Below are 9,562 nucleotides of genomic sequence, written 5' to 3'. Positions count from 1 at the left end.
ATTTGGAAGCTTACCGGAGGAAAATCTCATGTGACAGATTATTCAAATGCGTCCCGGACATTAATGTACAATATTTATGAATTAAAATGGGATGAAGAGCTCCTTGAAATTCTGGGGGTGCCTGAAAACATGCTGCCTGAAGTCAAACCTTCTTCTGAAATATATGGTCGCACGGCTCCTTATCACTTCTTCGGTCAGGAAGTTCCGATAGCAGGGGTGGCTGGTGATCAGCAGGCTGCATTGTTCGGCCAGGCATGTTTCACTCAAGGGATGGCAAAAAACACATACGGTACAGGATGTTTTATGCTGATGAATACAGGCGAAAAGGCCGTTAAATCAGACCATGGACTTTTGACAACGATAGCATGGGGATATAACGGAAAGGTTGAATACGCTCTCGAAGGCAGCATATTTGTTGCCGGATCGGCCATTCAATGGCTGCGGGATGGACTGAGGATGATTAAAGATGCCGGTGAGACTGAGCAATATGCGGAGAAAACGAACGGGAATGATGGAGTGTATGTCGTGCCGGCGTTTGTCGGGCTGGGTACTCCTTACTGGGACAGCGATGTAAGAGGCGCGGTTTTTGGTCTTACGAGAGGTACTTCTAAGGAACATTTTATCCGTGCTGTTCTTGAATCTCTTGCTTACCAAACGAAGGATGTGCTTACAGCTATGGAAGCAGATTCTGGTTTAGCCCTAAAAAAACTCCGTGTAGATGGAGGAGCAGTAAAGAATAACTTCCTGATGCAGTTCCAAAGTGACATATTAGCTGCAGAAGTAGAGCGGCCGAAAGTGAACGAAACGACCGCACTTGGGGCAGCCTATCTCGCAGGATTGGCGGTAGGGTACTGGAAAGATACGAGTGAAATCACAGCTCAATGGAATTTGGATCAGAAGTTTGAACCATCCATGGATGAAGAGGAAATCGACAAGCTATACAGCGGCTGGAAACAGGCTGTGAAGGCAGCCATGGTTTTTAAGTGAAAGATTTCTGAAAGTGTGAAAATTGTGATATTATAAGTTGTGTTAACAATTGTCTGAAGAATTGAGAGAGACCTGACAACATTATGCTATTACCCATAATGTTCGTTCGCGGTCTCTTTTTTTATAGCAAAATGACAAACGGGGGAATGCTGGATGAGTTTTTCTAGCTTGCAAAGAGGCCAAATAAAAGAAAAATTAAAGCAAGACCAGTATGATCTTATCGTGATAGGCGGCGGGATAACAGGAGCGGGGATTGCTCTTGATGCAGCATCCCGGGGGATGAAGGTCGCTTTAGCGGAAATGCAGGATTTTGCAGCAGGAACATCGAGTCGTTCAACTAAATTGGTCCATGGAGGACTGCGTTACTTAAAACAGTTTGAAGTGAAAATGGTGGCTGAAGTGGGAAAGGAAAGAGAGGTCGTTTATGAAAATGGACCACATGTTACGACACCTGAATGGATGCTGCTGCCGATTCATAAAGGAGGGACCTTTGGCAAGTTCAGTACTTCCGTAGGCTTAAGGGTCTATGATTACCTGGCCGGTGTGAAAAAAGTTGAAAGAAGAAATATGCTTTCAGCTTCTAACACACTCGGGAAGGAACCCCTTATTAAAAGAAAAGGATTAAAGGGCGGCGGGTACTATGTCGAATACAGAACAGATGATGCCCGGCTGACAATTGAAGTGATGAAAAAGGCTGTCGAGCATGGTACCGTGGCCCTCAATTATCTGAAAGCCGATAGGTTCATTTATGAAAGTGAAAAAGTGAAGGGAATCCAAGCCAGGGATGTGTTGACTGGAGAGATTTTTAATATCCGTTCAGAAAAGGTCGTGAATGCTTCTGGTCCCTGGGTGGATGAGGTCAGGAGAAAAGATTACTCCATCAATAATAAAAAGCTCAGACATACAAAAGGGGTTCACATAGTAGTTGACCAAAAAAAGTTCCCGTTGAAACAGGCTGTTTATTTTGATACAAGGGACGGCAGGATGGTTTTTGCAATCCCCCGGGAAGGGAAGGCGTATGTAGGCACCACCGATACTTTTTTTGAAGGTGATACATCAAATCCAAAAATGACAGAGGAAGATCGCGCGTATCTTATTGATTGCATACATTATATGTTCCCTGAAGTGAAGGTTACAGAGAATGATGTAGAATCCAGCTGGGCAGGAATCCGACCGCTGATATTTGAAGATGGAAAAGACCCTTCTGAAATCTCAAGGAAGGATGAAGTCTGGGAAGGAGAAAGCGGCCTGGTGACGATAGCCGGCGGGAAACTGACCGGTTATCGGAAAATGGCGGAGCATGTCGTAGACCTGATCGCCAAAAGGTTCAAGCAGGAAATGAAAGAAAGCTTTCCCGCATCTAAAACAAGACATATGCCCATAGCTGGTGGTGAAGTCGGCGGTTCGGCAGGATTTCTTTCCTATGTAGCTGAAAAGTCTTTGGAGGCCGAACAATTCGGACTAAGCGTTGAAACAGGAAGAGAGCTTTTACAGCGATATGGCTCCAATGCAGAGGAGTTATTTAAGATTGCACACTCCTATAAAAAAACTAACTCCAGTTCCCTTGAAATGCCAGCTGAAATTTTCGCCATGCTGTTGTATTCCATCAATGAGGAAATGACCGTCACACCCCTCGATTTCTTTATGAGAAGAACAGGCAAGCTCTTCTTTGATATTCAGTGGGTAAAGCGGTGGAAAAAAAGTGTCGTTGAAATGATGGCCGCTCTGCTTGACTGGAAGCCGGAACTCAAAAGGCAATACCAAACCGAACTTGACAATGCCATTAAGGATGCCCAGGTTCCCGTTGGAAAATAGGGGTATCCCGTCTGTAAAACGGACTAAGATATGTAAAGAGTAAAAACCAAAACAAGAAATTAAAGGCTTCAAAACCTGGACTATGCTAAAATCTGAATTATCGGTATCGATTTCAGATGCTTTATGACCTTTCCATAAGACAATAAAAGGGTTTCATACATACAGTATGAGACCCTTTAATGATCAACCATTAGAAGTTCGATAGTTCTTTCCTTCATCAGGCTTTTTGAAGTTGTTTTCCCATATCTTCTTAACGGGCTTTGGAAGCTGCTTAACTTCCCCGACTGTATATTGGATGTTATCTTTCTTTTCATCGATATCTTCCTTAAGTTCCTGGCTGTTTGTGGAAAGTTCATTGGTTTCCTCTTGCAGTAACTGAGTTCTTTGCTGGATACTCCCTACTGTTTTGTTAAGATGATCCAAAGTCGGCTTTGTTTTTTTCATGAACTTAAATCCTTCATAACCGAGATAGGCGATGGAAAGGACAAATAACGCGATGCTCAAATAAACAATGATCATGGTTAGGCCTCCTATTGCTATTGTTGTCCATTTGAAAGTTTCTCTAAATACTATTTACCCTTAATGCGGCTGATAAAACGATGATTGTCATTTCCAGCAATATGAGCTATAATAAAATCAAAATTTTACAATATTTTGCGATGAAGAAGAAGAGTAGGCATGGGAAGACTGAAGAGAGCTGATGGCTGGTGGGAATCAGTGTTGGAACATGTTGAATGGGCTTTAGAGCATCCAGGCTGAAACAATAGGCCAGCGGAGAGGTTCTACCGTTAAAAGGAACATAAAGAGCAGTTGTAATCGCTCTTTTTAAAGATTATCCTGTTTTTAGGATAAATGAAGGTGGCACCGCGGGGTTTCTCGTCCTTTTTGGATGAGGAGCCCCTTTTTGTGTTTATTTTTAAGGTCTAACTCAGGCACCCTGGTTAATTAAGAAGTCCATTTCTTGCGTTGTAGCTCATTTCAACACTCATTTTTAAAAAATGCAGCCAAATAGCACTGTTCAGGACGCCTACGCTTTTCTAATTAGGAGGAATTATCATGGAAAGACCAACAGCATTAACAGGCATAAAACCGACAGGTCATCCACATCTTGGAAATTATATCGGTGCCATAAAACCGGCACTACAGATGGCAAAGGACAGTAACTCTCAAGGGATTTACTTCATTGCAGATTACCATGCATTGAATTCTGTGCAGGACCGCAAACAATTCAAAGAGTATACGTATGAAATCGCAGCGGCATGGCTTTCCCTTGGTTTAGATCCTGAAAAGGTCATATTCTACAAGCAGTCAGATGTGCCCGAAATACTCGAACTTCATTGGATTCTTTCCTGCATGACTCCGAAAGGCCTAATGAACAGGGCACACGCTTATAAAGCCAAAGTGGAGGAGAACAATCAGGAAGGGAATGATCCCGATGCGGGTGTCAATATGGGATTATATACGTATCCGATCCTGATGGCAGCCGATATCCTTTTGTTCAACTCAGATAAGGTACCTGTTGGAAAGGATCAAGTTCAGCATGTTGAGATAGCTAGGGATATAGCGGAAAATTTCAACCGTACATTTGGAGAAGCCATCAAGCTGCCCCAATATGTAATCGAAGAAGAAACAGCTGTCATTCCAGGGCTTGATGGAAGAAAAATGAGCAAAAGCTATGGCAATACGATACCGCTGTTTTCTGAAGAAAAAGCCCTGAAAAAGCTGGTCAACAAAATTGTGACAGATTCAACTCCTCCTGAGGAACCAAAACAAGTGATAAACTCATCTTTGTTTACTCTTTATAAGGAGTTTGCAACTTCTGCGGAAACCGAAACGATGAGAAACAAATTCGAAACAGGAATCGGCTGGGGGCAAGTGAAGAAAGAAGTGTTTGAAGTAATGAACAGGGAGCTGAGTGACCCCCGCAAAAAATATTACGACTATCTGAATAATAAGGAAGAGCTTGATCGCATCCTTGCAGCAGGGGCTGAAAGAGCGAGGGAAATTGCGTCTGTTCAACTTAGAAAAATAAAAGAAATGATAGGCTGTTAAGTGAGGGAAGGATATGCAACTGCAATTTTATCATGAGAAGTTCAAAGAGGAAGTATATGCATTTTCATTAATTGAGGAACAGCACCAATTCACAGCTTTGCCTGCAGAAGCGTTGGCAGTTAAAGATGAAAACAGATTTCCAATTGTGATGATTGATAAAGAAAAAGCAGTGGGTTTTTTCGTCTTGCACCAAGGGGAGGCAATCCGGGAATACACGTCCAACCCCAATGCCTTGCTGCTAAGGGCATTCTCTATCAATCAGATACATCAGGGAAAAGGGTATGCCAAAGAAGGCATGAATCGGCTGCCGGGATTTACGAGGGATCACTTTCCAGAAACAGATGAAATTGTGCTGGCTGTAAACGAGAGAAACTTGGCGGCCAAATCTCTTTATCTCATATCAGGCTTTGAAGACCATGGAAAAAAATTAATGGGGAGAAAAGGCTGGCAGTCCATTTTGACTTACACGCTTAATCCGAGATGATAAAGTTTCATCATGCTTAACAACACAGACCAAATCCTATTGATTTGGTCTGTTTCTATTCCTTCCAGTTCTCCTATTTACCTTTCTTAGCTAAAGACTCCTCAGCCAGTCTAATCATTTCTTTTACCATGCTGCCACCTATTTGTCCGCCAACTTTTCCTGCTTCCCGGGAACTCAACTCACCATTATACCCATTCTTTAAGGAAACTCCATGCTCGTTTGCAACTTCAAATTTAACAGCAGAAGGGTCTTTTTGATGAAATAAATTCGCTTTCATGGTATTCAAACCGTTGCGCGATTCTGGGACTAGTAATTTATTTTTGCTCATATCAACCTTCCTTTCGCGTATTACTAGGCTCATTTCTTAAACTTTGTTGCTATTTAATATGATTCACAAAAAAATATGGCCATAATCCAAGGAATAACATGGTAAGCAAGAGAGAAAAGAGCTACTCTCCCTGTTCAAAGAGAAAAAAACCAGGGGAAAATCCGGCACTAAGAATTTTGCCGAAAGCAACAATATATAAGAAAACAGCCTATTACTATTATGAGAATAAGAAAAAAATATATCAGAAAAATGTTGTAATTTATCTTTATTAGTGTAAAATTACACTAAGGAAAATAAGGGTAATCTGGTAAATATGGGGTGTTGAAAATGAGAAATCTAAATGTGCAAACGAAAATGTCCAGGCAATTTGGAATCCTGCTTCTCTTTATTATTGGATATGGTGTGACATTTTTTACGCTATTTCAAGAAGAGGAGAAATCTGATGCAAATACGGTGAGTGATATAGGGGGACTGATGCCCACGAAGATAGATCAAGTATCCAAAGGAGCAGAAGAACGAGAAATCGTGAAGACAGTCAATGAAGCTGTACAGGAAAACTTAAAGGTTTCGATTGCCGGCAAAATGCATAGCCAGGGAGGACATACTTATTATCCGGGAAGTGTCGTTTTGGATATGACCAGCTACAATAAAGTGCTGGATCTTGATGTTGAAAAGAAAACTATTCGTGTTCAAAGCGGTGCCACTTGGAATGATGTTCAAGAAGCGGCCAATCCACATGGTCTTGCAGTAAAAGTAATGCAGTCACAAAATATTTTTACTATCGGAGGTTCGCTTTCGGTCAATGTCCACGGCAGGGACATCCGGCATGGCTCCTTGATTGAGACCGTCAACTCTTTCCGATTATTGAAACATGACGGTGAGATCATTACTGTTTCCAGGACTGAGAACGAAGAGTACTTTCCACTGGTCATCGGAGGTTATGGCTTATTCGGTGTCATCCTTGATGTGGAACTTCAGCTCACGGACGATGAACTGTATGAAATAAAAACAACAAAGCTGCCGTATGAAGAATACAGTGATTTCTTCAAAAGGAAAGTGAAAGGGAATCCTGATGTCAAAATGCATCTTGCCCGTATTTCAACTGCACCCGACACATTTTTAAAGGATATGTATGTAACAGATTATATCCTTTCAGAAGAACAGGGAAAAATGAAAGAAAATAACGAGTTGAATGAGGAAAAAGGGACATTTGTTTCTAAATTTATGCTGGGAGTTTCCCGGGAATTTGACTGGGGAAAGAACATCTTTTGGGATATGCAGAAGACTTATTTTGCAGATAAAGATGGCGATTTTATTACAAGAAATAATGCGATGAGATCAGAATCCAAGTTTATGGAATATGAAAGCAGCAAAGACACAGACGTATTGCAGGAGTATTTTGTTCCGGTGGAGGAATTTACGGACTATATTGATGACTTGAGAGAGGCATTGGATGAAGAAGACCTAAACCTGATCAATATCACCATTCGGTATGTGGAAGAAAACGAGGATGCGGTACTGTCCTATTCCAAGGAGGATATGTTTGCACTGGTCATTTTGATCAACCAGGATAAATCAGTCGAAGGCAAAGAGGATACAGAAAGAATCATTAGAAAGATGGTGGATGTAACATTGAAACACCGCGGGAGCTACTATCTGCCGTATTACTCTTATCCTTCAAAGGAACAAATGAAAAAAGCTTATCACCGTACAGAAGAGTTTTTCCAGAGCAAAAGAAAACTTGATCCCAATGAAGTGTTCATGAATCATTTTTACGAGGTGTATGGACAATGAGATACTTTATCCTGTCGCAAAGTCTTGCCACAATGGCAGGCTCCGTGTCGTTTCCTTTTTACTTGCTGTTCATAAAAAATATCGGGTCTAACTTTTCAAGTTTTGGATTTGCTTACGGATTGTTTACACTCAGTTCCGCGCTGTTTCACCGTTGGATTGGGGCGGCTTCTGATAAAATCGGAAGCCGAAAATTCTTAATAGGGTATGCCTGGGGAATGGCTTTCCTTTTCTTATTAATTCCTGAGGTTGATACCCTCACAGGAGTCTATGTAATGCAAGTGGCTTTGGGTTTTTTAGGTGCTGTCCAAAAAACGTGTGAAAAAACCATGGCAGGTGAAATCTTTCATGGAGAGGGAGCAGGTAGAAAAATCGGTCACTATCACTTCTGGACATCCCTGTTTGCCTCTTTTGCCGTATTTGCAACGGGCGTGTTAATCGACTTCTTTACCATCTCATTTATTTTCTATATCGGCTCATTTTTATTTGCAGGAAGCGGCATTGCTCTGCTTTTCTTTGAGCAAAAGAAAGAAGTGCATAAAGCAGAAGAGGATGTCTCGGCCTGATATTAGTAAAGCTGCGGTGATTTTCACTGCTTGACGCTTTAGGACAGGAACGGAAGATTTACGATCTTCTAATTGTCGGGAGGTATTGTCCAACTCCAGCGAAACGTACCACTACAGCAGCGAAACCGTTTTATAATGGTAAGATTCAAGAAGAAACATACCCCTACAGCAGGGAAAACGTTCTATAATGGTAAGATTCAAGAAGAAACGTACCACTACAGCAGGGAACCGGTTTTATAATGGTAAAATTCAAGAAGAAACGTACCCCTACAGCAGGGGAAACGTTTTATAATGGTAAGATTCAAGAAGAAACGTACCACTAAAGCAAGGGAAACGTTTTATAATGGTAAGATTCAAGAAGAAACGTACCCCTACAGCAGCGAAACCGTTTTATAATGGTAAGATTTAAGAAGAAACGTACCCCTACAGCAGCGAAACCGTTTTATAATGGTAAGATTCAAGAAGAAACGTACCCCTACAGCAGCGAAACCGTTTTATAACGGTAAGAATCATGAAGAAACCTACCACTACAGCAGGGAAACCGTTCTATAACGGTAAGATTCAAGAAGAAACGTACCACTATAGCAGGGAAACCGTTTTTATAATGGTAAGATTCAAGAAGAAACGTACCACTATAGAAGGAAGTCGAATTTATAATGGTAAGATTAGCAGAAAAACGTGGAGAACTTACGACTATTACCATAATAGAGAATAGAATATGTCCAGCCAGGATGCCGCGACGCCATCGGGACCATTTTAATCAAGATTCATGTATAAAAAAATTAAAGCTGGGTATACTCTTCTGATATGTAACAAATGATTTCTTATGGTACGATAATATGTAAACTTATCTTTTTACATAGAAAGCAGTGAGCCGTTTGAATCAGAAAGAGAAACTTGTCGTACTAATAGGACCTACTGCTGTCGGGAAGACGGCAACCAGCATAAATCTGGCTAAACAGTTTAATGGCGAAATCATCAGTGGAGATTCCATGCAGATATATAAATCGATGGATATCGGTACAGCCAAGATAAATGAAGAAGAGATGGCGGGTGTTCCCCACCACCTCATTGATATAAGGGAACCGGAAGAAAGTTTTTCGGCAGCTGAATTTCAGGAGCTTGTCAGGAAAAAAATCTCTGAGATCCGCAGCCGCGGAAAGCTTCCGATGATCGTCGGGGGTACAGGTTTATATATACAATCGGTAATTTACGATTATCAATTTACAGATGCTCCCGGTGATGAAAAATATCGAAGGAAACTGGAACAAGAAGCTGAGGCCCTGGGTAATGAAGAGATCCATAGAAGGCTGGAGCTTGTTGATCCCCAATCGGCAGCCGCAATCCATCCAAACAACATCAGGAGAGTCATTAGGGCTTTGGAAATTCATCATTGCACAGGGAAAACGATGACAGAGTATCAGGAAAATCAGCAAAATGAACTTTTGTATGATGTTGCAATCATTGGCCTGACAATGGCCCGTGAACTTTTGTATAGCAGAATTGATTTCCGGGTTGACCTGATGATGAAGCAGGGTC

General features: G+C 41.5%; 9 protein-coding genes and 1 other annotated feature. Of the genes, 7 read left to right on the top strand and 2 right to left on the bottom strand.

All coding sequences use genetic code 11. The annotated features are described in order from the left end of the window. Both glpK and BSG1_RS17575 read left to right on the top strand, forming a co-directional pair. Positions 1 to 987 (top strand): glycerol kinase GlpK (gene glpK, locus BSG1_RS17580; protein ID WP_044023114.1); only part of this gene is annotated, 987 nt, incomplete at its 5' end. A 153-nt stretch (positions 988 to 1,140) separates the two neighbouring features. Continuing rightward, on the top strand, positions 1,141 to 2,802 hold the full coding sequence (locus BSG1_RS17575) for a glycerol-3-phosphate dehydrogenase/oxidase (RefSeq protein ID WP_044023113.1): 1,662 nt from the start codon (positions 1,141 to 1,143) through the stop codon (positions 2,800 to 2,802). A gap of 183 nt (positions 2,803 to 2,985) precedes the next feature. Here BSG1_RS17575 and BSG1_RS17570 read toward each other — a convergent pair whose 3' ends face one another. Then, entirely contained in the window at positions 2,986 to 3,321 is a 336-nt protein-coding gene (locus BSG1_RS17570; RefSeq protein WP_006838546.1) for a DUF948 domain-containing protein, read from the bottom strand. Positions 3,322 to 3,452: 131 nt separating this feature from the next. Then, positions 3,453 to 3,689: a binding site (T-box leader), on the top strand. 169 nt (positions 3,690 to 3,858) lie between these two features. Between BSG1_RS17570 and BSG1_RS17565 the strand changes: the two genes are divergently transcribed. Beyond that, positions 3,859 to 4,854 (top strand): tryptophan--tRNA ligase, encoded by a 996-nt coding sequence (locus tag BSG1_RS17565; protein ID WP_006838544.1) that lies wholly within the window; start codon positions 3,859 to 3,861, stop codon positions 4,852 to 4,854. A 13-nt stretch (positions 4,855 to 4,867) separates the two neighbouring features. Then, complete coding sequence (locus tag BSG1_RS17560; RefSeq protein WP_006838543.1) at positions 4,868 to 5,338, top strand: GNAT family N-acetyltransferase; 471 nt, start codon at positions 4,868 to 4,870, stop codon at positions 5,336 to 5,338. A 73-nt stretch (positions 5,339 to 5,411) separates the two neighbouring features. Here the strand turns inward: BSG1_RS17560 and BSG1_RS17555 are convergent, their stop codons facing one another. Beyond that, the gene (locus BSG1_RS17555) at positions 5,412 to 5,666 is read right to left on the bottom strand and encodes an alpha/beta-type small acid-soluble spore protein (RefSeq protein WP_044023112.1); all 255 of its coding nucleotides are present in this window, start codon (positions 5,664 to 5,666) and stop codon (positions 5,412 to 5,414) included. A gap of 354 nt (positions 5,667 to 6,020) precedes the next feature. On the opposite strand from BSG1_RS17555, the gene BSG1_RS17550 reads away from it, so the two are divergent. The 3 genes from BSG1_RS17550 to miaA all read left to right on the top strand — a co-directional run. Next, positions 6,021 to 7,460: an FAD-binding oxidoreductase gene (locus BSG1_RS17550; protein ID WP_052302407.1), complete on the top strand. Its 1,440-nt coding sequence runs from the start codon at positions 6,021 to 6,023 to the stop codon at positions 7,458 to 7,460. After that, a complete protein-coding gene (locus tag BSG1_RS17545) occupies positions 7,457 to 8,023 on the top strand; it encodes an MFS transporter (RefSeq protein ID WP_006838539.1) in 567 nt (188 codons plus the stop codon). Before BSG1_RS17550 ends, BSG1_RS17545 begins: the two co-directional genes overlap by 4 nt. An 878-nt stretch (positions 8,024 to 8,901) precedes the next feature. Continuing rightward, on the top strand, positions 8,902 to 9,562 hold a 661-nt coding region (miaA, locus tag BSG1_RS17540), incomplete at its 3' end, for a tRNA (adenosine(37)-N6)-dimethylallyltransferase MiaA (RefSeq protein WP_044023110.1).

Source organism: Bacillus sp. SG-1 (assembly GCF_000181495.1).
Taxonomy (GTDB): domain Bacteria; phylum Bacillota; class Bacilli; order Bacillales; family Bacillaceae_B; genus Rossellomorea.
Note: the sequence above shows the minus strand (reverse complement) of the source record. Positions and strands in the feature narration are given on the sequence as shown.